The organism is Ruegeria sp. HKCCA6707 (genome assembly GCF_013033515.1).
In the GTDB taxonomy this organism is placed as follows: domain Bacteria; phylum Pseudomonadota; class Alphaproteobacteria; order Rhodobacterales; family Rhodobacteraceae; genus Ruegeria.
Window position 1 is genome coordinate 293101 of sequence record NZ_WQEG01000005.1, and the last position, 26060, is coordinate 319160.

At 56.3% G+C, this 26060-nt stretch carries 20 protein-coding genes and 1 tRNA gene; 10 read left to right on the top strand and 11 right to left on the bottom strand.

Features of this window, described 5'->3' with window-relative positions; translation table 11 throughout:
* Positions 1-25: 25 nt before the first annotated feature.
* Positions 26-787, bottom strand: coding sequence for an ABC transporter permease (locus tag GOW40_RS14330; RefSeq protein WP_171100761.1), 762 nt, complete (start codon positions 785-787; stop codon positions 26-28).
* Positions 784-1713: an ABC transporter ATP-binding protein gene (locus GOW40_RS14335; RefSeq protein WP_171131055.1), complete on the bottom strand. Its 930-nt coding sequence runs from the start codon at positions 1711-1713 to the stop codon at positions 784-786. Before GOW40_RS14335 ends, GOW40_RS14330 begins: the two co-directional genes overlap by 4 nt.
* Positions 1714-1865: 152 nt before the next feature.
* Here GOW40_RS14335 and GOW40_RS14340 point away from each other — a divergent pair, with 152 nt between their 5' ends.
* Positions 1866-2993, top strand: coding sequence for a CaiB/BaiF CoA-transferase family protein (locus GOW40_RS14340; RefSeq protein ID WP_171131057.1), 1128 nt, complete (start codon positions 1866-1868; stop codon positions 2991-2993).
* Between the two features lie 42 nt (positions 2994-3035).
* On the opposite strand, the gene hemE is transcribed toward GOW40_RS14340, so the two are convergent.
* Positions 3036-4070, bottom strand: coding sequence for a uroporphyrinogen decarboxylase (gene hemE, locus GOW40_RS14345; protein WP_171131060.1), 1035 nt, complete (start codon positions 4068-4070; stop codon positions 3036-3038).
* 107 nt (positions 4071-4177) lie between these two features.
* Between hemE and hemC the strand changes: the two genes are divergently transcribed.
* Positions 4178-5134 (top strand): hydroxymethylbilane synthase, encoded by a 957-nt coding sequence (gene hemC, locus GOW40_RS14350; RefSeq protein ID WP_171131063.1) that lies wholly within the window; start codon positions 4178-4180, stop codon positions 5132-5134.
* A 205-nt stretch (positions 5135-5339) separates the two neighbouring features.
* Here hemC and GOW40_RS14355 read toward each other — a convergent pair whose 3' ends face one another.
* Both GOW40_RS14355 and GOW40_RS14360 read right to left on the bottom strand, forming a co-directional pair.
* On the bottom strand, positions 5340-7589 hold the full coding sequence (locus GOW40_RS14355; protein WP_254444452.1) for a CHASE2 domain-containing protein: 2250 nt from the start codon (positions 7587-7589) through the stop codon (positions 5340-5342).
* Positions 7590-7628: 39 nt separating this feature from the next.
* On the bottom strand, positions 7629-8456 hold the full coding sequence (locus GOW40_RS14360) for a FecR domain-containing protein (RefSeq protein WP_254444459.1): 828 nt from the start codon (positions 8454-8456) through the stop codon (positions 7629-7631).
* Positions 8457-8900: 444 nt separating this feature from the next.
* Here GOW40_RS14360 and GOW40_RS14370 point away from each other — a divergent pair.
* A tRNA-Ser gene (locus tag GOW40_RS14370) sits at positions 8901-8990 on the top strand.
* Between the two features lie 252 nt (positions 8991-9242).
* Here the strand turns inward: GOW40_RS14370 and GOW40_RS14375 are convergent.
* The 3 genes from GOW40_RS14375 to GOW40_RS14385 form a co-directional block, all read right to left on the bottom strand.
* Entirely contained in the window at positions 9243-10451 is a 1209-nt protein-coding gene (locus GOW40_RS14375) for a hypothetical protein (RefSeq protein ID WP_171231066.1), read from the bottom strand.
* Positions 10452-10514: 63 nt separating this feature from the next.
* Entirely contained in the window at positions 10515-11048 is a 534-nt protein-coding gene (locus GOW40_RS14380) for a hypothetical protein (RefSeq protein WP_171131069.1), read from the bottom strand.
* Positions 11049-11253: 205 nt separating this feature from the next.
* Positions 11254-12144, bottom strand: coding sequence for a LysR family transcriptional regulator (locus tag GOW40_RS14385; RefSeq protein WP_171131071.1), 891 nt, complete (start codon positions 12142-12144; stop codon positions 11254-11256).
* Between the two features lie 112 nt (positions 12145-12256).
* On the opposite strand from GOW40_RS14385, the gene GOW40_RS14390 reads away from it, so the two are divergent.
* The 3 genes from GOW40_RS14390 (at position 12257) to GOW40_RS14400 (ending at position 17478) form a co-directional block, all read left to right on the top strand.
* Positions 12257-13807 carry a proton-conducting transporter membrane subunit gene (locus GOW40_RS14390; protein ID WP_171231067.1) on the top strand — a complete coding sequence of 517 codons (1551 nt, stop codon included), beginning with the start codon at positions 12257-12259 and terminating at the stop codon, positions 13805-13807.
* Between the two features lie 12 nt (positions 13808-13819).
* Positions 13820-16228, top strand: coding sequence for a YbcC family protein (locus GOW40_RS14395; RefSeq protein WP_171136476.1), 2409 nt, complete (start codon positions 13820-13822; stop codon positions 16226-16228).
* Positions 16229-16725: 497 nt separating this feature from the next.
* Entirely contained in the window at positions 16726-17478 is a 753-nt protein-coding gene (locus tag GOW40_RS14400) for an outer membrane protein (protein ID WP_254444453.1), read from the top strand.
* Positions 17479-17497: 19 nt separating this feature from the next.
* On the opposite strand, the gene GOW40_RS14405 is transcribed toward GOW40_RS14400, so the two are convergent.
* Positions 17498-18448: a GlxA family transcriptional regulator gene (locus GOW40_RS14405; RefSeq protein WP_171131077.1), complete on the bottom strand. Its 951-nt coding sequence runs from the start codon at positions 18446-18448 to the stop codon at positions 17498-17500.
* Positions 18449-18825: 377 nt separating this feature from the next.
* Between GOW40_RS14405 and GOW40_RS14410 the strand changes: the two genes are divergently transcribed.
* The 4 genes from GOW40_RS14410 (at position 18826) to GOW40_RS14425 (ending at position 24475) form a co-directional block, all read left to right on the top strand.
* Positions 18826-19743: a dihydrodipicolinate synthase family protein gene (locus tag GOW40_RS14410; RefSeq protein ID WP_171131079.1), complete on the top strand. Its 918-nt coding sequence runs from the start codon at positions 18826-18828 to the stop codon at positions 19741-19743.
* 5 nt (positions 19744-19748) lie between these two features.
* Positions 19749-21245 (top strand): aldehyde dehydrogenase, encoded by a 1497-nt coding sequence (locus tag GOW40_RS14415; protein ID WP_171231068.1) that lies wholly within the window; start codon positions 19749-19751, stop codon positions 21243-21245.
* Positions 21242-22582 carry an FAD-binding oxidoreductase gene (locus tag GOW40_RS14420; protein WP_171131083.1) on the top strand — a complete coding sequence of 447 codons (1341 nt, stop codon included), beginning with the start codon at positions 21242-21244 and terminating at the stop codon, positions 22580-22582. The genes GOW40_RS14415 and GOW40_RS14420 overlap by 4 nt, the downstream gene beginning before the upstream one ends.
* A 66-nt stretch (positions 22583-22648) precedes the next feature.
* Positions 22649-24475, top strand: a complete 1827-nt coding sequence (locus GOW40_RS14425; RefSeq protein ID WP_171098038.1) for a BCCT family transporter — start codon at positions 22649-22651, stop codon at positions 24473-24475.
* A gap of 64 nt (positions 24476-24539) precedes the next feature.
* Here GOW40_RS14425 and GOW40_RS14430 read toward each other — a convergent pair whose 3' ends face one another.
* Complete coding sequence (locus GOW40_RS14430; protein ID WP_171131085.1) at positions 24540-25274, bottom strand: SDR family NAD(P)-dependent oxidoreductase; 735 nt, start codon at positions 25272-25274, stop codon at positions 24540-24542.
* The gene (locus tag GOW40_RS14435) at positions 25271-26002 is read right to left on the bottom strand and encodes an SDR family NAD(P)-dependent oxidoreductase (RefSeq protein WP_171131087.1); all 732 of its coding nucleotides are present in this window, start codon (positions 26000-26002) and stop codon (positions 25271-25273) included. Before GOW40_RS14435 ends, GOW40_RS14430 begins: the two co-directional genes overlap by 4 nt.
* Between the last annotated feature and the right edge of the window lie 58 nt (positions 26003-26060).

The following is a 26060-nucleotide window of genomic DNA, read 5'->3' on the forward strand; positions in this document are numbered from 1 at the left end:
CTCATCATGGGTAAAAATGCAACGCTCAACTGCGGATACGCCAGCCTGTTTTGAAGATCCAGCCTATGATGCCAAGGCACAGACCCGTGAACCCAAGGATCGCCAGAAGGCTGAACACAATCGGTACATCCGCCAACCCGTAGAACGACCAGCGAAAGCCGGAAACCAGGTAGACTACCGGGTTGAACAGGGTGATCGTCTGCCAAACTGGTGGAAGCATTGAAATCGAATAAAATGTCCCGCCGAGGAACACCAGCGGTGTCACAACCAACTGCGGAACCAAAGACATCTGTTCGAAATTGCTGGCCCAGATCCCGACAATGAACCCCAGCAATGAGAAACTGAGACAGGTCAGCACCAAAAAGGTTACCATGGCGATGGGATGCTCGACCCTTATTTCCACAAAGAACGTGGCCGTCACCAGAATAACGACCCCAACAAAAAGCGCCTTGGTGGCCGCCGCGCCGACATAGCCGATCACAATCTCGATGAAATTCACCGGGGCCGAAAGCAGCTCATAGATCGTCCCCAGGAACTTTGGGAAATAGATCCCAAAGGACGCGTTCGAGATCGAGAGCGTCACCACGGACAACATGATCAGCCCGGGCACGATGAAAGCCCCGTAAGACACGCCTTCCACCTGCTCGATCCGGCTTCCGATTGCGGTGCCGAAGACAACAAAATAAAGCGACGTCGAGAGTACGGGGGAAATGAAGCTCTGCGCCAATGTCCGAAAGAACCGTGTCATTTCAAAACGGTAAATGGCAGCAATTGCGGACCAGTTCATGCTGCCTCTCCCGAGACGAGGTTAACAAAGATCTCTTCAAGGCTCGATTGCCGTGTTTGCACATCCCGCAACACCAGGCCCGCTTGCGCCACATCATTCAACAGGGTGGTGATCCCCGTGCGCTCGGCATTTGTGTCGTAGGTATAGATCAGCGCATCCCCTGCTGGGCTCAACACCAGGTCATGCGTGGCCAAGCTTTCGGGAATTGCCGAGATCGCTTCGGTCAACATAACCTCGATCTGTTTTTTCCCCATCTGAGCCATGAGGCTATTTTTGTCCTGCACCAACAACAGCTCACCTTTGTCGATGACCCCGATACGATCTGCGATCGCTTCAGCCTCTTCGATGTAATGAGTCGTCAAAATGATAGTGACGCCGCTTTGCTTCAACTCGGCCACGATCTCCCACATGTCCTTGCGCAGTTCGACATCCACGCCCGCTGTTGGTTCGTCCAGAAATAAGACCCGAGGCTCATGCGCCAGCGCCTTGGCGATCAGCACCCGGCGCTTCATACCCCCCGACAATTCCTTGATCGCGTTCTTGCGTTTGTCCCACAGGGAGAGTTTGGTCAGAATTTCTTCGATCCGAGCATCATCTCGGCCATGGCCAAACAACCCACGCGAAAAGCGCACCGTATTCGAAACCTTTTCGAACGGTTCAAGCGCGATTTCCTGTGGCACCAGACCGATCATCTTGCGCGCTGCGCGAAAGTCGTTTTCGATATCATACCCGCCGACCGTAACGGTGCCTGATGTGGGTGTTGTTATACCGCAAATTGTTGAAATCAGGGTTGTTTTTCCAGCACCATTTGGTCCAAGCAAAGCAAGGATTTCACCTTGTTCGATATCCAGTGACACACCTTTCAGTGCTTCGAAACCATCGTCGTAAGATTTCCGCAGGTCCTTGATGGACAGAATTGTTGCCATGTCTTCCCTCGTTCTGGCCCGGACCCTATCGCGAAGGTCTCGGACGGAACAGGCCAAAATGATCCATGTCGAGCCCGAGACCCAACACGACCGCAAGCCCCCCCTTGTCAAACCCTGCCTCAGCGCCCAGCCTGACAGCCGGGAGGACGAGAATGCTGAACGGTATACGTGTGATCGAGATTGAGGCCTTGGGTCCAGGTCCATTCGCTGCGATGCAACTGGCTGATATGGGCGCCGACGTCATTACCATCCACCGCAAGGGCGGCACCAACGCGGCTGGCCTGACCGACCAGCACATTCTGGATCGCGGCAAACGGTCGATTGCGCTCGACCTCAAGAGCCCTGACGATCTTGCAATCGCCAGACGGCTGATCGCAACCGCAGATGCGCTAATCGAAGGGTTCCGCCCCGGTGTGATGGAAAAGCTGGGGCTCGGACCCGCCGCATGCATGAAGATAAACCCGAAACTGGTCTATGGGCGCATGACGGGCTGGGGACAAGACAGCGCTTTATCTGAGCGCGCAGGGCATGACCTGAACTATATCGCGCTTTCGGGGGCGCTGTGGTACGGGTCGCAGCCCGGGCAAATCCCCCAAACCCCACCAACCCTGGTCGGCGATATCGGAGGCGGTGCGATGTACCTTGTCGCAGGCATCCTCGCCGGACTCGTACAGGCCCAAAAAACCGGTCAAGGTACGGTGGTCGATGCCGCAATCTATGACGGTTCTGCCCATATGATGAATCTACTGATGAGTTTGGCGCAAAGCGGCAACCTGTCTGAAACCCGCGGTGAAAGCCTTCTGGACGGTCCTCATTGGAGCCGATGCTACCGATGCGCCGACGGTGGCTTCCTGTCCGTCCAATGCCTCGAGCCCAAATTCTATGCCTGTTTTCTAGAGGTTTTGAACCTGTCCGACGACCCGGATTTCACCGCTCAGTACGACCGCACCCTTTGGCCTGATCAGAGCGCGCGCCTAACTCGGCTTTTCGCCACCAAACCCCGCGACCACTGGGCAGATCTGTTTGAGGGAACCGATGCTTGCGTCGCCCCTGTTCTCAGCCCGCGCGAAGCCCAAGCGCACCCAATGAACCAAACGCGTCAGACCTGGATGACTAAAAACGCCGCCGCACAAGCCGCCGCGGCCCCGCGCTTTTCAACCTATGACTGGCATCTCAAACCCAGCCCGACCCGTGGCGCACACTCTGCCGAGATTCTGGCAGAGCTTGAAGAAAAAGACCGATCCGCGTCGTCACCTGGCAGAACAACCCCCGGCGCTTGAGAGGACCAAAGACCAAAAACAGGCTGGCCCTTTCCCTTTTGTCTAGCTGCCACGCACGGTGTCGATCATCAGCTGTACATTGTCAGGATCCGCATCCGGCGTGATCCCGTGACCCAAGTTGAAAATATGCGGGCCCTTGCCAAACGCCTCTACAATGTGGCGCGTCTCGTCCACCAGGGCCTGACCGCCCGTCACCATATGGTGAGAGGCCAGATTGCCCTGCACGCAGCCATCGACCTGCACATGTTCCGCCGCCCATTCAGGCGACACGGAATTGTCCAGCGCCACACAATCCACACCCGTGGTTCTGGCAAAGCCCACATAGCCTTCACCCGCCTCACGCGGGAAGCCGATCACGGGCACCCCTGGATGTAGCGCCTTGATCGCCTGGGTGATCACCCGGCAGGGCTCGACCGCATATTTGCGGAAATCGTCACCCTTAAGCGATCCGGCCCAGCTGTCGAAGATTTTGACCACCTCGGCACCTGCCTCGATCTGCGCCGAGAGATATTCGATCGTGGCTGCTGTGATCCGATCCAGCAAAGCCTCGAACAGCGCCACGTTTTCTTCACGCAACGCATGGGCAGGCCCCTGATCCGGTGTGCCGCGCCCCGCGATCATATAGGTCGCCACGGTCCATGGTGCCCCGGCAAAACCGATCAGCGTGGTCTCAGCCGGCAACTCAGATGCCAGAATGCGCACCGTTTCATAGACGGGCGACAGGGTCGCGTGGATCTCATCGACCGGTTTCAGAGCATCAAATTCGGATTGCTGCGTGATCGTGGACAGGCGCGGGCCTTCTCCGGTGACGAACCAAAGGTCGGCGCCCAAAGCCTGCGGCACCAAGAGAATATCGGCAAAGAGGATAGCGGCATCAAAGCCGTAGCGTCGGATTGGCTGCAAGGTCACTTCGGCTGCAAGCTCGGGGTTGTAACACAGCGACAGAAAATCCCCGGCCTGCGCCCGCGTGGCCCGGTATTCGGGCAGGTAGCGGCCCGCTTGCCGCATCATCCAGATCGGGGGCACATCCTGAACCTCGCCAGCCAGCGCCCGCAATATCGTTTTTGATTTGGTCATCCCTGCCCCCGAACTGAGTATTGCACATCACGGGTCGGGCCTCAGTGGCAATTTGTCAAGCACTGGCCCCATTGTCAGGGCAAAGTGACGCGACTAAAGCTTGATCCATGACACTGATCCTACCCGATCCCGCTTCGCCGTTGAAAATTGGCACCCGAGGCTCGCCGCTAGCGCTGGCGCAGGCCCACGAAACACGCGATCGGCTGAGCGCCGCGTTTGATCTGCCAGACGACGCCTTTGAGATCGTGGTCATCAAAACCACCGGCGACAACCGCGCGATGATCGATGCGGACCGGCCGTTGAAAGAGATCGGGAACAAGGGGCTTTTCACCAAGGAAATCGAAGAGGCCATGTTGCGCGGCGACATTGATATCGCCGTGCATTCCACCAAGGATATGCCGGTCGAACAGCCTGACGGTCTGGAACTGGATACGTTTCTGCCTCGCGAAGATGTGCGCGATGCTTTCATCTCACCGCGTTTGGGCGCGATCCAGGATCTGCCCGACGGTGCAACAGTTGGAACCTCTTCGTTGCGCCGCCGGGCGCAACTGCTGAACCGTCGCCCCGACCTGAACGTTGTCGAGTTTCGTGGCAATGTGCAGACGCGCCTGAAAAAGCTGGCCGATGGTGTAGCCGATTGTACGTTCCTGGCTATGGCCGGGCTGCGCAGACTAAAGATGGATGACCTTCCCGCCACAGCGATCTCGCCCGACGAAATGCTGCCCGCGATTGCGCAAGGCACAATCGGGATCGAACGTCGCATAGACGATAAACGCGCAGCCGAGATGCTTTCTGCGATCCACCACCCCGAAACAGGTTATCGCCTGAGCGCCGAACGCAACTTGCTGGCCGGGCTTGACGGATCTTGCGAAACCCCAATCGCTGGCCTTGCCGAGATGCGCGCTGGCCAATTGACCTTGCGTGGCGAAGTCCTGCGCACGGATGGATCAGAAGCGATTTCCGAACAGATCAGCGGGCCCATCGAAGACGCCGCCCAATTGGGCCAGCACCTGGCGGCGACGCTGTTGAGCAAGGCCGGTCCAAACTTTTTCGATTGGCGATAGAAATAATTTTAACCATCTGTGAACTTCGTCACTGAAGAGCTGTCACATTTCGTGCAATCTGGGATTGTACCAGCCAGGAAGTGTTGTCTGTCTCAGAATATCGAGAGTTTAGACCGGTTTTGTTTTAGTAGGTAATCGAGGGGGCGAGGCAGGCCACCCGGGCCTGGCACGGCGGGTCGCTGCACTACGGTTGCAGTGACCCGTTCTATTTTCGTCTGGCTTTCCGGTTTGTCATGTTCTTACCGCTGTTGTGGCTGAACACTAGTTTTTCAACCGACGCTTTAGACCGGAAGTCTGCCGTCCGATTGGGAACGCCATTATAGAATTGGAACAAGCCAGGCTCGACTTTTTGTCCAAGAGTTTGACATTCAGTACAGATTTCACGAATTATCTTACGAGGCGCACGGACGCGTATCGCATCAATCAACTGCTGGTGCGCGTTGGCCAGCGCGACAAATTCAGCTGAACCCTTCGTCTTGTTATCACCGACCAGAATGTAGACAGCTTCCGGCTCGCTTTTTCCTTTCAGGTCGATATAGCCGGCTTCCAGCATTGCCAAACGGTCTCCGACCTTGCGCCGGATCTCGGTGGAAAGAAGAATATCATAGTCAACATGACGACAGTTCTGTTCGATACGCGCAGCGACGTTCACAACATCACCTATAACGGTATAGTTGAATCGCTTTTGCGACCCGATATTTCCGACACAGGCGAAACCTGCTGCGCACCCGGTCGCCAATGCTATTGGTGGATTGTTCTTCATTATGGGTGAGGCGTTGAACCTGGCCAGAGCCTGACGCATCAGCAATGCGGCCTGCGCGGCGCGCAACGGATGATCGGGCACCGGCAGGGGCGCGTTCCAAAACGCCATCACCGCATCACCGATAAATTTGTCTATTGTTCCCCGCTCGACCAATATCTGATCGCCAATCTCTGAGAACAACGCGTTCAGGATCGCCACAAGATCGGTGGCCGACACGGCCTCGGACAAGGGTGTAAATCCCCTTATGTCCGAAAACATGACCGTTATATCCTGCGTCTCGCCACCCAATTGCAGGCTGTGCCCACTGCTTTCCAGCTCATCCAGAATTTCCGGGGCGACATAGTGCGAGAAGGTTTGCCGGATCATCCGTTTTTCACGCTCGGATGAGATGAACTGATACCCTACAAGCAGACCAAAATTCGCCATCCCCCCGATTAGAGGGAAGGTGGCATCAAAAAGCACAGCCTGATTCTGGAACGCCATCCAGCTGATTGCCATCACAGCAGCGGCCGCGACGCCACCCGCGATGAAAGACGCCACCGCCCCAAAGCTGGACATAACCACCGTGACAACGACCCCAAGCGCGACAAACGCAACCAGTTCCAACGCCGAGGTTACATCGGTTCGATGCAGCATATCGCCCAACAGGATCTGTTCTATGATCTGCGCGTGGATCGAAACACCAGGAACCGACTCGCCCAACGCCGTCTCGCGCATATCAAAAAGCCCGGCGGCAGAAGTACCGACCAGAATGATGCGACCCTCGATCTGATCGCGCAGAGCGGGATCGTCCTCTGTTTGCATCACATCATGGGCAGACAGGTACAGACGCGGGTCATCGCGCCGATAGCGCACCCAGATCTCACCGTTCTCGGTCGTCGGTAAGGTAAAATCCCCCAAGCCAACACCCAGCATGATCCCGACTTCATCCATTGCTCCGTCGGCAAACAAGACAGGCTCACCCAGCGCGACCCTCAGCGCTTCCAGTCCGAGACCGGGTAAAACACCGTCGGGACCCGACCACAGAACTGGCACTTTGCGAACGACACCCAACCCACCCAATGGTGAAACATTGACGCCTCCGATCCCCGCAGCATGATCTGCCAGAGGTGGGGCGAGCGTTGTCCAATGGGGTGTCGAGAAAAGCCCGACACTTGGCTGCTCGCCAATTTCGACCAGGCCCATTTTGGGCACAACGCCCTTGCCTCCATCGGTGAGCCGAGCAGCTACACCAAGAACGACGGGAAGCTGCTCCATCTTTTCGGCAAATACCCGATCGTTGTCCAATCGCGCGGTTGAGTCCTTGAGGCTCAAAACACCCGCAAGGGCCGGGTCTTTGATCAGCCGAGAGGGCGAATACCGATCAGGTTCGGCAAACAGCATGTCAAAGGCAACCGCAGCGGCGCCGTAGTCGCTCAACCGATCTACCAGCTCTCCCAATTGGGTTCGGGGCCATGGCCATTGCCCCGACCGAGCCAAAGACTTTTCATCGATATCGAGCACTCGCACCGGTAAATCCGGTGTAAATTCACGAGGTGAAAGGCGCTGTAGAATATCAAAGTAGGTCAGGCGCATTGCCCGAACAGGGTAAGGATCCATCACGCGAATGAAGCAGCCAAACAGTATCAACCCCAACCCCACCAGCTGGAAAGCCAGACGACGGGCATTTCGTTTTCTGATATTCGGGGTCAACTTCGCCTCCGATCCGAGACATCTGCCGGGATGTTCCCTTTAGCCCGGCTCACTGATTGCTTCACTACCTAGTATTTCCGCTTCCAATTCGCGCAATTCATCGGCCTCGCTCTTGCGCGGCTCTCCCTCTCGTTCCTCACTTTTTTCCTCACGCGGCTCTTCGCGAGGTTCTTCTCGCGGCTCTTCGACAGTTTCTGGCTGAACTGGCTGAGGCTGCGGTGGCGCTGGCGGGTTGGCTTTCCGCGGTGTTCTTGCGGCACTTTTGACCTGCCTCGCCTGCTCTCGCGGTGGCGGTGGTGCTTGCTTAAAGTCGGATTTCGGTCGCACCCTCCTCAGGGCCGTTTGCTCGCCTGAGCAACCTTCGACTTCAACGCGCAGAGAGCTTTGCAGTTGAGCTTGCGATTGAATGAACGGGAAGCCTTGCTTCAGAGCCGCATCATATTGCGCCTGATCCACAGGTCGTCCGACACCGCCACCTCGCCCCGTAGCGAACAGGCTGCACACGCGCCCTGTTGCACGGCAAGAACCACCCGCGCTGCAGATCTGAACATTGCCTTGCAAAACAACCATCGCGCTTTGGGCGCTCGACGCGACCCAGATATCAAAGATTGTACCACGCACCGCCATGGTCGCCGTTGGGGTCTTGATCTTGTAGGCGCGCTTTCGGCTTTTCCCCGAAATAAAGCGAAAGCTTCCGCCAAGGGCCTGAACGGTGAAGTTTTTGGCTTTTTGCCTGCCACGCAACATCGTTACATCAAGAACCATCTGAGCATTTGGGCCGATGGCGATTTTGGTTTCGTCTACAAAAACCAACTGAACCAACCCGTTGCGATCCGTAGAGATCGCATCGCCCGGAGAAACTTCCATTCCTTTTCGCAAGGTTTCAGAGGCACCCGAACGCGTGATCTTCGCGCCCTGCTTTACCTCGGTAACAGTGCCGATATTCGCCAAAAGTTGCGACGGCAAGAACGAAAGAAAACAAAAAACAAGAAACACTTGTACCCAAGTCAAACGCAGCCCCTTCCCCCAAAAGGATCTTTATTGGCGCTTCGCGCCGCTGCCCTGTTGCCCCAGCAAGTCTTTTTTAAGTTCACAAAATATCCCCAAATATGTGCTAAAACATATACAAAAAGCAAGGGCACGCGCCGGCTGAGCAAAAGCCTGTGCCTTTTCGTTGCTTCGTTTTTCCTCAATACCCTTCGCGTCCAGACCCCGTGTCAGCAACTTGGGCACCATAGTCGGACAGAAAAATTCACCTACGCCGGAAAATCGCCTTGTGTCCGGGGGACAGGCAAGGATATACCCGCCGGCGGAGACGTGGCCGAGTGGTCGAAGGCGCTCCCCTGCTAAGGGAGTAAACCAGGAATGGTTTCGAGGGTTCGAATCCCTTCGTCTCCGCCATAAACCTTTGATAATAATCGTAAATAAATTTGCGCCGCGCTGCAGAATTCCTGATGTTCTTTGCGCCCAAATTGATCGATTTTAACATTGATTCGAAACACTATTTTTCAACACAGTATGAAAAATTGGCACAAAACTGACACAGATTCGCGCTCAAACCGCCGCCTTGTAAATTTGTTTTCACTTTATGGTGCAGTTGCAGAAAAATCGGCGCTGGCTTAGAGCGATTTCCGACCTTGCATATGATATACGTTAACGCGCGTCAGCGTCATCGACACCATCTGTGAAATCTCCAAGAGAATTTAGAGACTGATCTAACATCTCGATGGCGTTCTGGACGATCCAACTCGGGTTTAAGAAGTCTGTCCAAATTCTAGCCATCATACTATCGCTCACATAGAACCAAGGCTCTTCCGTGTAGTCTGAAAGCTCAGGGTGTTTAATGCGGCATTGAATGCTATTTTCGTCAGCTTCAACCTTCAGTTCAATTCCATCGTAAGCCAGCTTCGATTCAAACTTACCCGTGTCCAGGATGGTTACGATCACTACGTCTCCTTGAACAAACTTGGCATAGTTCTTGGTATGCTTAAAGGACAACGCATATGGGTAATGATACGCCCATAGCATATTGGATTTTATGTCATTGACGAATTTTCCAAGAGCGCGGTCACCGTCGATGCCATCCATTAGTCGACTCATATCTCTTTCAGCGCCCTGGAAAACAGCGACTCGCAAGCACTCATCTACATCGAATGTGACCATACCCTCGGATTCCGCATCCTGCATTGCGGCTTCGAGCTGTTCTGAATATGAACTCAACGGGAGAGATGTTTCAATCCGAACGGTGGTTATTGAATTTCCACGAAATCCTTGAGCCCGATCCGATTCAAGAAATTCCATTAGTTTTGCCAGTTTTCGCTTTTGACGTTTCCCACGTTTGTCTTTCGTCTTGGACGACTTGACTTCAATGGGGAAAGGGTCCGCGGCACCCAAGAGGCAAACGTCCCCGAACCTAACGACATTGGTTAGATCACAGAGCACTGCTGGCACGCCTGCTTCGATAGCTTGCTCTAAAACAGCAATTTCTCCGGCAAGTCCAGTTTGACCTGATAGAAACCCTCCACCTTGTTTGGGGTTGTAATTTTCAACATTGAAGTAGGTTTGTTTGAGAGAGAACCTATCAAGATAAAGGAAGGCTAGGCTGTCGCCCAGGCAAAGGAAATTATACCGTAAATACTGCCAGTCTTTTGGATCATCCCCGCTATCTTTCGCAGACTTAATTTCAGTTTCCGTTCTCAGGATTGCGCTTACTAAACTCCTCTGTATTTCAAGAAGGTGATCGAGACGATCTAGGTCCTCAGCAAGAATGTGAACTTCGCTGTGTAAACGAAATAGTTCTTCGTAAAGTGCGTCCTCTTCAGATTGTACACGCGTATCTTTTTTGGGATTTGTATCGATCATCAAATGCTCAGAGAGTTGTATGGCAGTTCGCTTTGGGTCTTGAGGGGTGCGAGTGGTTAGAATTCAGTCCGTACTTATTACGAAGTCCTCTTTCTCCGGGTCATATCGCCACGACACCTTGCTCGGATAATCGTGTGCGGCAAGCTTGAGTATCTTGACGATCTCTATAAGCGGGACTCGATATACCCATTTTTTCTTCTCGTAATCAGAACTTGTATACAGCCCCTCCCAATTTCGGTCTAAACCACGATAGGCGTATGTGAAATCAGCGTGGATAAACTGATTGCATAGAAACATCGGCCCTCGAGTGACGGGTTCCTCGCAATCGAGTTTATATAGCTCCTCAATGTCGCGGTAGATTAGCCTATGTGGCATTCCATCGAAGGCGCAACGAAACACTTTGGCCTTGTGGTTTTTCATCTTGGACGAAAAACGGTTAGCTTCTGCTAGTCGTCGGACCATGAACATCGCCACGGTCACATCCTTTTCGAAATTCACTACTAGCCGTTCGCTCCAACGTGGTGGCTTTCTCACCGGCTGGAAGCTTTTGGCGTAAGCAATCAGATCTTCGCGCCAATAGTGTGATTCAATTACCATCAATATGTTCCATGTCGACGCGGTCAACTAACCGCGTATCCGTGAGCTTCTTTTAGCCTAATTTTCCGTCAACCGGCCTCAAGCCACTACGTCTGTGAACGTTTGAAATAGGCCCAGATTTGGGCAGATACCTTTTTAACGTGCACACCTACCTATCGTACCGAGTCAGGTCGCGCTGCATCTTGGGGCAAAGCTTCGGGTGTTTCTAACCCAAAAATGTCGAAAGCGCATTGCGCTCTAGCAGATCCTGAACCAACGGGTTCGGGAAGCGGCGGCGGAGGGTTATGGCGTAGAATGCTTCTTTGATGCGGGGATGATCTGAGGCTTCTTTCAACCGGCCGGAATTCAACTCGTCCGTAACCACGATGGGTGCGACAAGGGCGAGGCCGATATCTTCGCGCGCCAACAAGCGCATCATCGCCATATCGTCAACCTCGGCCGCGATTTGCGGTCGGACGGACAGCCGGCTTGCCATTGCGTCAAAGGCGGTGCGGACGCTGCTGTCGGTTGTCGGCAAAATGAACGGCTGTTCCGCCAGCAATTCGGCAATCGGGCGATCTCGGCTCAAACGCTCGGGCGTGCCGACGATGCTCACTTCCTGCTCACCAATCTGGTGTGTTTCAAACGGTGTGAGGCTGTCATCCGGCGGGGGGCGGTTCATCAGAACCAAATCAAGGTTCAGGGTCTCTAACCCTTCCAGCAACTCTGTCGGACTGCCGGATCGCAGGATCACCTCGACATCGATCCGCGACAGGATCGGCCTGAGAAACCCGATCTGAAAGTTGCGCGACAGCGTCGCCAGGGCGCCGACGCGCAAGGCTTTTCGATCCTGGAACGAACCGGTGAGGGTCGCGACAAGCTCTTGCCCTGTCGAGAAAATCGCATCCGCATGATCCAAAGCGATCCGCCCGGCCTCGGTCAGGTGCAACTGCCGCCCGCGCCGTTCAAACAGATCGTGGCCAAGACGTTCTTCCAATTGCTTGATCTGCACCGAAAGGGCGGATTGCGACAGGTTCAACCGCTGCGCTGTTCGGGTCAGGTTCCCGTCATGCGCCACGGCCCAGAAGTATCGCAGGTGGTGATAGTTCAGCGGCATATCGTTCACAATAATAGAACATAAATTCAAGAACAATGAATTTTTATTGTCAGAACATCTGCCCTAGATGAGGCGAAAGGCGTCCGACCACTGGAAATCAAGGAACCTGTCCATGGCTTACCTCCTTTTACTGTTGCTCAGCCCGTTGCTGCTGATATCCGCCGCGATTTACGCAGCACAACATCCCGGGAAACGCCCCGGCCTGGTGCCGGTATTGACCGAAGCCGCAGCCTTTGCGGCATTCTTGTTGGCGGCTTTGGCGGCCGCTCTGTTGGTGATGAACGGGTCCGGCACATCGGCCCTGATCGGGTTCTTCGGCATTGGGTTTTCTGTGCGTCTGGACGCGGTAAGCGCAATCATGTTGGTGCTGGTCAGCTTTATCGGATGGATCGTGCTGCGGTATTCCAAGACCTACATGGACGGGGAAGAGCACCAGGGTGCTTTCACAAGCTGGATGGCGGCAACACTGGCCGCGGTTCTGCTTCTGGTCATGTCTGGCAACCTGTTTCAGCTTTTCGCGACCTGGGTCGCCACCAGTCTGCTGCTGAACCGGCTTTTGCTGTTTTATCCCGAACGCGCAACTGCCCAGCGCGCGGCGCGCAAGAAGGCCGTGGTTGCGCGGTTGAGCGAGGGCGCATTGGCTGCAGCATTCATCCTGCTGATCAGCGCCACTGGTACCAGCAATATCGAGACAATCCTCACGACCGCCCAAGCCAATTGGATGACCATGCTGGCCGTGTTGTTGATCGCTGTCGCAGCCGTGTTGGCCTCGGCGCAGTTCCCATTGCACGGATGGCTGACCGAAGTGATGGAAGCGCCAACGCCGGTCTCGGCCCTGCTGCATGCGGGCGTTATCAATGCGGGCGGGTTTTTATTGATCCGCTTTGCCGATGTGATGCTGCTGGCCCCCGGCGTGATGGCGCTGCTGGTCATGCTGGGCGGGTTCACCGCGTTGTTCGGGGGCCTGATCATGTTGACCCAACCGGCGGTGAAAACGTCGCTCGCATGGTCAACGATTGCTCAGATGGGGTTCATGGTCATGCAATGCGGTCTGGCGTTGTTTCCGCTGGCCTTGCTGCATATCGTGGCCCATTCGCTCTATAAGGCGCACGCGTTCCTCAGTTCTGGCGAAGCCGTACGCAACGTGGCCGCAATCCGTCGTCCAGGGCCGATTGCCATTCCCAGCGCGCGCAATGTTCTGCAGGCTTTCATTGTTGCGATCCTCATCTATGGCATCGTCGGGCTGATCGTCGGATTTGACGGCAAGTCAATTCAGGCCATTGCCTTGGGCGTGATCCTGATCTTTGGCGTGGCTTATCTGCTGGCGCAGGGATTTGCAGATGCAGCCCCGCGTGAGCTGATGCAGCGGACAGCGGTCTACGCTCTTGTGACTTCCGTCAGCTATTTTGTGCTGCAGGTCATCGCGCAAAATCTGACAGCCGGAGCGCTGCCCGCAACGCCAAGCCCCGGCCCGCTGGAATGGGCGCTCATCGTGCTGGCTCTGGTTAGCTTTGGCTGCGTAGCCGTGGCGCAATCTACCTTCCCACTATGGGCTTCGCATCCTGCAGCTGCGGGCCTGCGCGTTCACTTGACCAACGGACTTTATGCCAACGCAATCTTCGACAAGCTGCTGGACGGATGGTCCAAGCGGTCGGTTGCCTGAGAGGAATTTTCCATGTTTGCCAAACTCGAAGTCTACCCCGCCGAACTGCTGGAGCTTGTGTCCGAGGCCAATGAGGCCGCCAAAGCAATCCCGCCGCTATTCCCTTTGTCTGCCAATGTCGCCGTGAACCCGTTTCTTGGTCAATCAGGCGAGCCGCTTGCCGTAACCGCCGCGCGTCTTGAGCGAACCGCAGGTACACGGATCATGCCGGAACGCGGGCATTGGGCCAAACAGGTCAAGGCCAATGAGATCACCGAAACTGATCTGAGCGACGCGCTTGTAGCTGCGGCCACGCGATTCAATGCGCCAAGCTTGCAGGACATCAAAGACGCGTTGGACTCCGAAACACCGAAACCAGAGGCGTTGCCGACGGTGGCTGAGCTGGCGGCGGATGTATCCGGCATCGACTGGCCGGGCTTGATCGAAGATCGCATCGGCGCATGGGCAGCCAGCCATTTCGACCAAGGTCAGGCGCTTTGGCAGCAAGCCAACACCGGCGGCACCTTTCATTCCTGGCGCGAGTTCGCCTCACGCGATCTGACGCCGGAAATCCAGGGGCTCAGCGGGTTCTGCGCCTTTGTCGCGGGCACCAACCGGTCTCATTGGCGCGCAATGGGCCGGGCGTCCGAGCGGCTGGGCGTTGACACACATGCGGCAAAAACTGCCTTCCACCGCTGGCTCATGACGTTGGGGGGCTGGGCGCAATACGGTCGGTATTTCCTGTGGCAAGCAGATCTGGACGGCCAACAGGACAGCACAGTGACCGAGCTTTTGGCCATCCGAATGGTGTTTGATGAGGCCCTCTTCGATCTCTACAAAGACCAGATTGCCATTCGTTGGGACGAAGTGATTGAGGCGCACAAAGCGCCGGTCACTCCAACCAAGGATCTTGTGATCGACGCGGTGCTGCAAGACGCATCAGAGCGGGCGCAGCAGCGTGTGCTCGCGCAAACGCTGCTTGGTGGCAATCCGCGTGAAGCCCAGGCGCGGCCCGAACTTCAGGCCGCATTTTGCATCGACGTTCGGTCTGAAGTGTTCCGGCGGGCCTTGGAAGTGCAGGATGCCAAGATTGAAACCATCGGGTTTGCTGGGTTCTTTGGTCTGGCCAGCGCCCACAAGGCTGCCGGGTCGGACGTGACCGAAATGCGCGGCCCAGTGTTGCTGCAGGCTGGTGTGACTTCTTGCGCCGCCGAGCACAAAGCAGACGACCTCAGCCGCCGGTACACGGCGCGTGCCAAACGGGCTTGGGGCCGGTTCAAACTGGCCGCCGTGTCATCCTTTGCCTTTGTCGAAGCTTCCGGACCTCTTTATGCAGGTAAACTGGTGCGAGACTCCCTTGGACTGAACGCGGCATCCAAGACCGATCCTGCGCCCGCGCTGGACCCTTCGATTGATCTTGAGACCCGGGTTGGCATGGCCAAAACTGTGCTTTCAGCGATGTCTCTGACCAAAGAATTCGCACCCGTCGTCCTGTTGGCCGGTCATGGCGCAGACGTCACCAACAACCCCCATGAAAGTGCGCTGCAATGCGGGGCTTGCGGAGGATACGCCGGAGACGTGAACGCGCGCCTTCTGGCCGGGCTGTTAAACGACCGCGACGTTCAAAACGGGCTGCGCGATCATGGCATCGACATTCCGTCAGACACGGTGTTCCTGCCTGCCCTGCACCACACGACCACTGATCGCATCACGCTATATGAACAAGACCTGCCAAGCGGAAAGAAGACCCATGCATTGACGCAGGTTAAGTCGTGGCTGGAATCTGCCGGAAATCTGGCACGCGCCGAGCGCACCAAACGTCTGCCGCGCGCAAACGGGGCCGCAACGCTGCTCCACCGCGCGCGCGACTGGGCCGAAACGCGGCCCGAATGGGGCCTGGCTGGTTGCCGCGCATTTGTCGCCGCCCCGCGCACGCGCACCGATGGCGCTGATCTTTCCGGTCAAGCGTTCCTGCACAACTACGACTGGCATCGCGACGACGAATTCAAGGTGCTAGAACTGATCATGACCGCGCCAGTTGTCGTTGCCAGTTGGATCAGCCTGCAATACTTCGGCTCAACCGTGGCACCCAATCTGTTCGGTGGTGGCAACAAACTGCTGCATAACGTGGTCGGTGGCATCGGCGTACTGGAGGGTAACAACGGGGCGCCGCGTCCCGGATTGCCGTGGCAGTCTGTCCATGACGGGACCGGTTATCAGCATGATCCCCTTCGCTTGTCCGTGATCATCGAAGCCCCGCATGAAGCCATGACAGACATCTTGGCGCGCCATTCTGGCGTGCGCGAGTTGTTCGACAATGGCTGGCTTCACCTGATCGCCATGGATGAGGAAGGTAAGCTTGCCTGGCGATATTCCGGAGACCTGAAGTGGGAGCGCTTCACAGGCTCTGATAGCGCACCAAGCGCAATCGCGGCCGAGTAACCATTGATCCGTACCGACCATCACAAAAGAGGCGACGAGTAACAACGTCGCCTCGTTTGATCTTTGGTCTCGATTGTTTAGGACACGCCGCTAGTAGATCCGGGTTCAAATCTGGTTGGGGCCAAATTCAAGCACAGTCAGGAAAATACCAGCATCGTTCGAACCGAACTAAAGGGCATTGGTGTTTTCCATCTTGGACAGCTACGAGCACAATCGACCGGAATGTTCTCCTTTCAGGACGACCCAAACAGTCTCGTCCGCGATCTGGAAACATTTCCTAATATCTCGTGAAAAGCCGTCGCCGAATAACAGAAGTGGCTTTTATATATTCTGATTTATCAATATGGTCGAAGTTTGAAGATCCCGGTCAGGCAGCTGACGACATATTCGCACCGCTGAAAGAACCTCTCCTGCCTGGCAATGCTATATGTTCACGTCTCGTATGTAGCTGCGGCATAGGGATCGCATTTCGAAAACAGAAAACCAGGAGCTAAGTGATGCGCAGTTTGAGAAAACCAACAGGGATCGCATTAGGGCTTTCATTGGCGACATTGGCGTCTGCGCCCGTTTCGGCTCAGCAATCTGATTGGAGCTACGAGGCTTCGGTTTACCTCTTCATGCCTGAGACGGACGTTTCACTGGACACCCGGCTGGGGACGGTGGACGGCAGCCTGAGCTTTTCCGACGCGCTGGAAAATCTGGACTTTGCCTTTATGGGAGCATTCTCGGCCTCAAATGGACGCTGGTTGGTATTGGCAGATTACAGCTATACCGATTTGTCTTTCAGCAACGACACACCCGGCCCGGCCACATCGGGTTTGGACACGTCGTTCACCACGCAATACCTTAGTGGCTATATCGGCTATCGCGCCTATGACGCGCCCGGTGTTCAGATCGATGCGGTCGGCGGGTTCCGCTGGTTCAGTACGGACACCGTGTTCCAATTGCAGCCCGGGACGGCCCCGGGACGCAGAGCAACCGCAGATGACAGTTGGACCGACCCGATTGTCGGCGCTCGCGCGCGCGTACAATTCTCTGATAAATGGTCGGGCACCGGGTTCTTTGACTACGGCGGCTTTCGCAGTGGCAGTGAAACTTGGCAGGTTCTGCTGACAGCGGACTATGCGATAAACGAACGCTGGCTGATCCGCGGTGGTTACAGATACATCTCGTTCGATCACGAAATCAGTGGGAACGACTTTACGTTCGAGCAGTCGGGGCCACTGTTGGGGGTCACATATCGGTTCTGAAATCGGGCGCAGACCAAGATCAATCGATCTTGTTTCGCTGCATCTGTGGTGTGATGCCGAAATTCGCGCGGTAGACGCGCGAAAAATGGCCCGGGTTTTCGAAGCCGCAGGCGATGGCCACATCAGTGACCGAGGCCTCGGATTGCAAAAGCAGGTTGCGGGCGCGATCCAGTCGCATTTCCATAAAGTACTTTTTGGGTGACGCATTCAGGTATTTGCCGAACAACCGCTCTAGTTGACGGGTGGAAATACCCAGATCTGCAGCAATCTCGGACGGAGAAACTGGGTTCTCGATCCGGGCCTGCATAGTCTGAATCGCTTTGGCCAGATGCGCATTGCGCATCCCGTTGCGCGACTGTAGCGAGACGCGTTGTTCGGCCGTGGCGTTGCGCACGGCATTATAGACCATTTGGTCGGCCACAGCGACCGCAAGGTCCCCGCCATGATCCTGTTCGATTAGATGCAACATTAGATCAGCTGTCGCCGTGCCGCCCGACGCGGTGATGTGCTTTTCGTCGGCCACAAACACACTGCGCACCAGATTCACCTCGGGAAAGGCTTCCATGAAACTGTCGTGATATTCCCAATGGATCGCAGCCTGCATTTCGTCCAGAAACCCTGCCTCGGCCAACAGCCAGGCCCCCGAACACAAAGCCCCGATATTTGCCCCACGGACGCGCTCGCGACGCAGGGCCGCAAGCAACCGGCGGCTGACATGATCGCGCATATTGATGCCCGACAGCACAAACAGCCGATCGCTTTTTCCAATCGCATCCAACCCACCCTGCACCAACGTCACGGTGCCGTTCGAACAGGTTGCTGTTTCTCCATTCTCGGACACAAAAGCCCATTCATACAGGTCTTGGCCACTGACCAGGTTGGCGATGCGCAACGGCTCGACGGCGCAGGAAAACGCGAGGTGCGAAAACTCTTCCACCAGCAAGAACACAAATCGCTGTGTCCGGGACATTGACGCACCTCTTTCTGACATCACATGCGATCCTTACGCTATTTCGAGAATACGAAATCAATCCAGTCCAAAACAACATCATCCTAATGAGTTGTTCTAAGGCCTTATTGTCTTGCAGATTCTTTGCTTGCGGACATGACTCTTCGCGACTTGCGATGTGTCGGTTTCTGTACCGAGGGGTGCGTTTTATGCGAAACCTTTTGCAATCAATGCACTCACAATCAGGCAACGCCGGGACACTGCGATATTGCGCGGGTTCGCACGGCACGTGATTGCAACCCCGAACAGCCGGAAATGGGAGACCAGATGCAGGCTGCATGACGAAGCGCAGATTATCCTGACAGACGAACTCAATTCCATCCGGTATGAGGACATAAATGACCCCCGTGTTCAAATTTGAAGGGATCTACACCCCTCTGGTGACCCCGTATCACGACGATGGCAGCGTCAATTGGGAAGCCCTGTCCGAGGTGATCGAATACCTGATCGCAAATGGTGTGCACGGGCTGATCTCGGGCGGGTCAACCGGCGAGAACTATTCTCAACCCGTTGCCGAACGGCTTGAACTGGCTCGCTTCACGCATGAGCGCCTAAGCGGCCGTCTGCCTCTGGTGGTGGGCACGGGCGCAATGATGACGCCGGATTCAGTGGCGCTTGCCGCAGGCGCGCGCGAGATCGGCGCCGACGCAATCCTGCTGGCCAGTCCGGCCTATTCGGTACCAACCGATCGCGAAAACGCGCTGAATGCGCTTGAGATTGACAAAGCCGCTGACCTGCCGGTCATGCTTTACAACTACCCGCATCGCACCGGAACGATGATGGGTGAGGAATTCCTGGACCGCGTCGGCCGCAGCCGGAATTTCTGCGGCATCAAGGAAAGCTCGGGCGACATAAACCGGGTTCATCTGCTGGCCCGCGACTATCCTCATATCCAACTGGGATGCGGTATGGATGATCAGGCGCTGGAGTTCTTTGCCTGGGGCGCGCCGTTCTGGGTATGTGGTGGGTCAAACTTTCTGCCGGCCGAGCATGTGGCGCTGTATCAGGCCTGCGTCATCGAAGGCGACTTTGCCAAAGGGCGCCGCATCATGAGCGCGATGATGCCTCTGATGCATGTGCTGGAACAGGGCGGAAAGTTCATCCAAACCATCAAACATGGCGTGACCATGAACGGGTTCGATACCGGCGGAATGCGGCCCCCGCTGCGGGGGCTGAACAAGGACGACAAGCGGGCTTTGGAACAGGTCACACGCGTGTTGAAACGCAAAATCGCCGATATCGTGGCAGAAGGGTAAGACACATGGATCTGCTGACACAGGACGAATACAAATCCATCGCCGCCGGTCTGGACCTGCCAACCGGCGCTTTCATCGACGGCGGCTTCCGTCCGGCGATTTCGGGCAAGACCTTTGCCACCGTGAACCCCGCGAATGGCGAGAAACTGACCGACATTGCAGCTTGTGATGCGCAGGACGTGGATTTTGCCGTCGAAAAGGCCCGTGAAGCCTTTGAAGATGGTCGCTGGTCCGGGTTGCACCCTTCCGAGCGCAAGGACATCCTGATCCGTCTGTGCAAACTGATGACCCGAAACGCGCGCGAACTTGCGGTGATGGAGAGCATCGACAGCGGCAAGACAATCTTTGATTGCGAAACCGTCGATGTACCCGAGACGATCCACTGTCTGAAATGGCACGCCGAGGCGATCGACAAGATCTATGATCAGGTCTCGCCCGCATCGGACAACCATATCGCGATGGTTGTGCGCGAGCCGATCGGTGTGGTGGGCCTCGTGCTGCCGTGGAATTTTCCGCTGCTGATGCTGGCCTGGAAGATCGGCCCGGCTTTGGCGGCGGGTTGCTCTGTGGTGGTCAAGCCAGCGGCCGAAACCACCCTGACCGCGCTGCGAGTCGCCGAACTGGCGATGGAAGCGGGCCTGCCGCGTGGCGTTCTCAGCATCGTGCCCGGCGGCGGTGCGGATGTGGGCGAGCCGATTGGGCGTCATATGGACATCGATATGGTTTCATTCACCGGCTCGACCGTGACCGGCAAGAAGTTCCTGACCTATTCGGCTGAATCAAACGCCAAGGAAGTCGTGCTTGAAATGGGCGGGAAGAACCCCGCCATTGTCATGGACGATGCCGAGAACCTGGACCGAGTGGCCCAGCATTTGGTCAATGGCGCGTACTGGAACATGGGCCAGAACTGCTCGGCCAGCTCTCGGTTGATCGTCCACAAAGATGTGAAAGCCGAGCTGCTGGACCGTATCGCGCACCATGCCAGACAGTGGAATATCGGTGATCCGTTGAATCCTGAAACCCGCATGGGCGCACTGGTGTCAGAAGGTCATTACACCAAGGTCTGTGGCTATCTTGAACAGGCCGAGAACATCATCATCGGTGGCAAGGCCCAGAACGGTTATGTCGAGGCGACTGTTGTCGAGGTTGAAGACAACAGCAGCACATTGGCCCGCGAAGAGATCTTTGGCCCGGTGCTTTCGGTGATCGAAATTTCGAGCTTTGACGAGGCGATATCGGTCGCGAATGACACCAATTACGGCCTCTGCGCATCAATCTTCACAGCCAACGCCAAACGTGCCCTTCGTGGTGCCCGTGCCTTGCGCGCGGGGACAGTGACTGTGAACTCATTTGGCGAAGGCGATATATCGACGCCGTTTGGCGGCTACAAACAGTCGGGTTTCGGCGGCCGCGACAACTCGGTTTACGCCCATGATCAGTACACGGAATTGAAAACCATCTGGATTGATCTGTCCGACGACGCCGATGAGGCCGTGAATTGACGCAACACATTGCAAAACATCTGCCATCCCATCGCGGCGTCGCCGCCTGGAACGCCATATTGGGGCCACAGCCTCCGGCGGTGCAGTTGGACAGTGATGTCACGGCCGATTTCGTAGTGATCGGCGCAGGGTTTGCAGGCCTTTCTGCGGCACGCAGGCTGTCGCAATTGCAACCCGGTGCGCGTATTGCAGTGTTGGAGGCCGGGCGCATTGCCGAAGGCGCCGCAGGACGTAACTCGGGCTTCATGATCGATTTACCCCATGATCTGGCCTCGGACGACTATGCAAGCACTGGCGATGATCGAAAGATGATCGAACTGAACCGGCAGGCCATCGCCTTTGCACAGCAAGCGGTCGAAGACTTTGATATCGACAGCAACTTTTTTGATCCGGTCGGCAAAGTGAACGGTGCCCCCAGTGAAAGCGCTGAGGCACTTAACAAAAGTTATGCCCAACACCTGAAAACCTTGAACGAAAACAGCGAAATGCTGGACCCGCAACAAATGCACGAGATGACGGGGTCACAGCACTACATCTCAGGCCTCTACACCCCTGGAACGGTGATGCTGCAGCCTGCGGGATATATCCGGGGATTGGCCAAAGGGCTGACCGATGATGGCGTTCAGATCTTTGAAAACAGCGCTGTGACCCGGTTTTTGCGCGAGGGTTCCACCTGGCGGGTCGAGACGCGAAAAGGTGCTATAGCGGCCCCGAAACTGATCCTGACAGTGAACGGCCACTTGGAAAGTTTCGGGTTTAAGAAAGACCGTTTAATGCAGCTGTTTCTGTTTGCGGTCATGACACCCGAGCTGAACTGCGACACGCTTGGCAAACTTGGCGGTCAGCCTCGGTGGGGCGTGACGCCTTCGGATCCAATGGGCACAACCATGCGCCGGATCGACACGCGGCAGGGTGGCAACCGGATTGTTACCCGGACCTGCGCGGCGTTGCGTCCGCGCATGGCGGCAACGCCGCGCGACATGAGCCGGGCAGCGCACGTCATGCAGCGTAAATTCGACCAGCGGTTTCCGAAATTGGCAGGCATCCAGATGGAATATCAGTGGGCCGGACACCTGTGTCTGAGCCTAAATGGCGTCTCGGTCACGCAAGAACTGGAAAATGGTGTATACTCCGGCTGTGTTCAGAACGGATTGGGCACGGCAAGAGGCACTTTGACTGGGATCGCCGCCGCGGAATCGGCCTGTGGGCACAGCTCGGACATTACACGGTATTTTTCAGCCGAGCCTCAACCCAAGCGCCTGCCACCGCAACCGTTTCGCGAAATCGGTGCGAACCTGGTTTTGCGATGGAAGGAATGGAAGGCTTCAGAGGACTAGAATTTGCGATACCGCCAATAACAACAGCCATGCAATGGCGATCCAATTCGACACGGGAGGAAACAAATGTCGATAAAGGAACCATTCACGGACCTTGAGATAGACACGGCTGATGCCGGGTTCTATGAAAACTACAGCGTCCCCATCGCACTGATCAGCAAAGGTATAATGGTTGCACTGGTGTTATGGGCCTTGGTCTTTCCGGCCAACGCCAACAGCACCTTGGGCAGTTGGAACAGTCGGTTGCTGGAAGTATTCAACAGCTTCTATGTCCTCATTGTCGGGCTGTTCTTTTTCTTTCTGGCAATTGTTGCCATCCTGCCCTCGACCGGTAGGCGGGTCATGGGGACCCCGGGCGAAAAGCCCGAGTTTTCGAACTTTTCGTGGTTTTCGATGATGTTCGGCGCAGGCCTGGGTGTGGGCCTGATGGTTTTTGCCACTGCCGAGCCACTGGGGCTCTGGGGATCAAATCCCGTGGTCGTGTCCGGCGCGGTCGAAGGCAATTCGCCCGAAGCGCTGCAATCGGCATACCGTTTCACCTATTTGCACTACGGTTTCCACGCTTGGGCGATCTATGTGGTGACCGGTCTGTCACTGGCCTATTACGCCTATACCCGTGACATGCCGCTGACCATCCGGTCGGCGCTGACGCCTCTGTTCGGGCGCCTGTTGAATGGGTTTTTGGGTCACGTGGTCGATGTGTTGGGCGTTGTTGCGACGATCCTGGGCGTCTCGGTCACCATCGGGTACGGCGTCAGCCAGTTCATCGACGGGCTTTATGCAATCACCGGTATGCAGTGGGTCATGGATCTGGGCGGAGAAGTTCCGACCCCATCCAAGGTCGGGCTGATCACTGGTCTGGTCGTCATCATGGGTCTGTCGATCATATCAGCTGTGTCCGGCGTGGGACGTGGTGTGAAATACCTGTCGAACCTCAACCTTGTCCTGTCGATCATCTTGCTGGGTACATTTGTCATCTTCGGCTCGTTTGTCTTCGCCATGACCACCTATGGCACAGCTATGGTCGACTATATCCTGCACTTCCTGTCTCTCAGCTTTAATGCCTATGGCCCGCTCTCTGCCGAAGCCTTTGCTGCGGCGCTGCCCGCCGAAGCGCAGGGACACGCGGATGCCTTGATCGGTGGTGCAACCAACGCCTGGGGCAGCTTTGATGGCTTCAAAAGCGGGTTGGAAGGCGCCGCCGCAGAGCTGGATGAGGCCACCCTGGCCGCAGCCTATGCTGCAGGTGAACAAGGCCGTCAGTTTGGCTGGCAAGCCGGTTGGACCACGTTCTACTGGGCCTGGTGGATCGCGTTCTCGCCCTTCGTAGGCCTGTTCCTGGCCCGCATCTCAAAGGGCCGTTCGGTCCGCGAGTTCATCCTGGGCTGCGTATTCGCTCCGGCTCTGGTGTGCTTTGCCTGGATGACCGTTCTGGGTGGTACCGCGATAGATCTGGAGCTGGCAGGCGCAGCCGAAGGTGCGATCATCGGCGCATCAAACACCAGCAAACTGTTCGTGACCCTGTCTTACATGATCGATGGCGGGCTTCTGTCGATGCTGAACGTGATGTGTGTGATCCTGATCATGACATTCCTGGTGACCTCGGCGGATTCAGGCATTCTGGTGATGAACACCATCATGTCGGGCGGCAGCCAGGAAACCGGTATCAAGCACCGCATCATTTGGGGCCTGATCCTGACCGCTGTGATCGGCGCACTGATCCTGGCGGCAGGAGACAACAACCCGATGGACGCCCTGCGCAACGCGATGATCATCGGCGCGCTGCCCTTCACCATGGTAATGGGCTTGATGTGCGTCTCACTGGCCAAAGCCCTTTACCGCGACGGCCTGCGCGACAAACACCAGGCAAGCAGCACGCAAGCCGCCGAATAGCCGTTCGCCAGGTTGATGAACAGACGCCGCCCGAAAGGGCGGCGTATTTTGTTAGTACGATCCTTTAGGGTAAGCTGAGCTTGGCCATCCGACCGCCGTCGACGGTATAGACCTGACCGGTGACAAATCCGGCATCAGGTGATGCGAGAAACGCCACCAATGCGGCGACTTCTTCAGGGATACCTGTGCGTGCGATTGGGTGCACTTTTGCAATATCCCGCCGGAACGCGTCCGGGTCTTCCATACTTTCAATGAAATCGAGATTGAGATCCGTATCGATCCAGCCAGGCGCCACAGCGTTGCACCGTATTCCTTCAGCCCCATGATCCACAGCGACCGCTCGGGTCAGCCCATGTAGCCCCGCCTTGGAAGCACCATAGGCCGCATGTCCTGGATTACTGCCCAAACCTTCGATCGAACCGGTGTTGACGATGTTCCCTTTCGTTTTCCTCAGGAGTGGCAAGGCTGCTTTGATCACCAGAAAAGGAGCTGTCAGGTTCACCGCAAGGGTCCGGTTCCAATCTTCAAGGCTCATGTCTTCTACACTCGCCTCCTGCATCATACCGGCATTGTTCACCAATACATCCAACCGCCCAGCCTGCGCAGTGACGGCATCAATCAATTTTCTTGGGGTTTCGGGATCTGAGAAATCGGCCGGCACCCATTGGAACTCGGGATCCTCGCTGCGCTGCGCTGTTATCACCATCGCACCTTCGTCCTGTAGCCGGTGCGCTATGGCTTGCCCAATTCCGCTGCTACCACCAGTCACCAGCACCACTTTGCCTTCAAACCGTTTCATGAGACCGGCTTTCCCCCGTTGACCTCAACCAAAGCTCCGCAAACGTATCGCGATGCGTCCGAGACAAGAAACAGGACGACATCAGCGATGTCTTCCGGCTCTGCTACGCGACCCAGTGGTACGGTTTGCCCCAGTTCTGCTATGGCACACTCGGGATCAAAGCCGCGTTTGACAAAGCCGGACCGCAACATTGGCGTGTTAACCTCATTCGGGCATACCGCGTTTATGCGTACTCCTTGATGCGCATGGTCCATGCCCATGCACTGAGTCAATGACGCTATGGCCGCTTTGGTCATGCAATACACCGCGTGGTTAGGCCCAGGGTGCAGCCCCCAACAGGACGCTGTGTTTACAATCGTTCCGCCGCCAGAATCTACCATTAGTGGTATTGCCGCCCGGCAGATGCGAAACGGGGCCTCGACGTTGACACCCAAAGACAGGGCCCAATCGGCGTCGGATGTGTCTGTAACAGACCCACGTGTGATAACGCCTGCATTGTTGATCACAATATCCAATCCGCCTATCGCCTCTGCAGCAGCCAGAGGCAGAGCATCAGCGTAGCTCGGGTCTAACAAGTCACCGAGCAATTTCGCCTCGGCATCGATACTGTCCAAATTCCGATCCGCAACAGCGACGAGCGCCCCCGCGGCACGCAGCCTTTGAACAATTGCCCCTCCTATTCCACCGGCGGCACCAGTGACCAAGGCTTTCTTACCCATCAATTCCATAAGCATGCTCCGATACGTCAGAAAAGCGCCCACTTGGTTACCCAAGCGGGCCAGTCGG

Coding starts and splice junctions, on each gene's coding strand:
- GOW40_RS14330 (WP_171100761.1), bottom strand. CDS start 787: ATGAACTGGTCCGCAATTGCTGCCATTTACCGTTTTGAAATGACACGG.
- GOW40_RS14335 (WP_171131055.1), bottom strand. CDS start 1,713: ATGGCAACAATTCTGTCCATCAAGGACCTGCGGAAATCTTACGACGAT.
- GOW40_RS14340 (WP_171131057.1), top strand. CDS start 1,866: ATGCTGAACGGTATACGTGTGATCGAGATTGAGGCCTTGGGTCCAGGT.
- hemE (WP_171131060.1), bottom strand. CDS start 4,070: ATGACCAAATCAAAAACGATATTGCGGGCGCTGGCTGGCGAGGTTCAG.
- hemC (WP_171131063.1), top strand. CDS start 4,178: ATGACACTGATCCTACCCGATCCCGCTTCGCCGTTGAAAATTGGCACC.
- GOW40_RS14360 (WP_254444459.1), bottom strand. CDS start 8,456: ATGGAAGTTTCTCCGGGCGATGCGATCTCTACGGATCGCAACGGGTTG.
- GOW40_RS14375 (WP_171231066.1), bottom strand. CDS start 10,451: ATGATCGATACAAATCCCAAAAAAGATACGCGTGTACAATCTGAAGAG.
- GOW40_RS14380 (WP_171131069.1), bottom strand. CDS start 11,048: ATGGTAATTGAATCACACTATTGGCGCGAAGATCTGATTGCTTACGCC.
- GOW40_RS14385 (WP_171131071.1), bottom strand. CDS start 12,144: ATGCCGCTGAACTATCACCACCTGCGATACTTCTGGGCCGTGGCGCAT.
- GOW40_RS14390 (WP_171231067.1), top strand. CDS start 12,257: ATGGCTTACCTCCTTTTACTGTTGCTCAGCCCGTTGCTGCTGATATCC.
- GOW40_RS14395 (WP_171136476.1), top strand. CDS start 13,820: ATGTTTGCCAAACTCGAAGTCTACCCCGCCGAACTGCTGGAGCTTGTG.
- GOW40_RS14400 (WP_254444453.1), top strand. CDS start 16,726: ATGCGCAGTTTGAGAAAACCAACAGGGATCGCATTAGGGCTTTCATTG.
- GOW40_RS14405 (WP_171131077.1), bottom strand. CDS start 18,448: ATGTCCCGGACACAGCGATTTGTGTTCTTGCTGGTGGAAGAGTTTTCG.
- GOW40_RS14410 (WP_171131079.1), top strand. CDS start 18,826: ATGACCCCCGTGTTCAAATTTGAAGGGATCTACACCCCTCTGGTGACC.
- GOW40_RS14415 (WP_171231068.1), top strand. CDS start 19,749: ATGGATCTGCTGACACAGGACGAATACAAATCCATCGCCGCCGGTCTG.
- GOW40_RS14425 (WP_171098038.1), top strand. CDS start 22,649: ATGTCGATAAAGGAACCATTCACGGACCTTGAGATAGACACGGCTGAT.
- GOW40_RS14430 (WP_171131085.1), bottom strand. CDS start 25,274: ATGAAACGGTTTGAAGGCAAAGTGGTGCTGGTGACTGGTGGTAGCAGC.
- GOW40_RS14435 (WP_171131087.1), bottom strand. CDS start 26,002: ATGGAATTGATGGGTAAGAAAGCCTTGGTCACTGGTGCCGCCGGTGGA.